This window comes from Desulfosporosinus metallidurans (genome assembly GCF_001936615.1).
Classification (GTDB): Bacteria; Bacillota; Desulfitobacteriia; order Desulfitobacteriales; family Desulfitobacteriaceae; genus Desulfosporosinus; species Desulfosporosinus metallidurans.
The window spans coordinates 1-384 of sequence record NZ_MLBF01000213.1 but is presented as its reverse complement, the minus strand read 5'-3'; the positions used below and the strand labels follow the sequence as shown (position 1 = coordinate 384).

The following is a 384-nucleotide window of genomic DNA, read 5'->3' as shown; positions in this document are numbered from 1 at the left end:
TAGGAGAGACAACGATCAACTATGCGATCAAGACGGTTTTCTTACCTACCTTCGCGGGTCGTGCAGGCTCGAGGATATTATGGAGAGAATTGAGGCGGGAGTAACACTCGTTCCGATCCAAACGAAGCAAAAAGTAGCTACTCCGGATAATACTGCTGCTGCGGCTAAGGAGAATAAGCGGAGACTTACAAGGATTATGATTGCGGGTGTGTTATTTGCGGTAGGTTTAGTTTTTTGAGTCACGTTGGAAAAAACAGTTCTTGGGAAATTATTGAATATTTGGTTAACTTAACGGCTTATTTTATAGTAGGCTACAAAGTCCTAGCCAAGGCTGTTCGCAATCTATTCAGGGGACAACTCTTTGACGAGAACTTTTTCTGATGT

General features: G+C 43.0%; 1 protein-coding gene. It reads left to right on the top strand.

Features of this window, described 5'->3' with window-relative positions:
• The coding region (locus DSOL_RS28345; protein WP_207649703.1) for a hypothetical protein at window positions 1–238 on the top strand (238 nt) is incomplete at its 5' end.
• Window positions 239–384 lie beyond the last annotated feature (146 nt).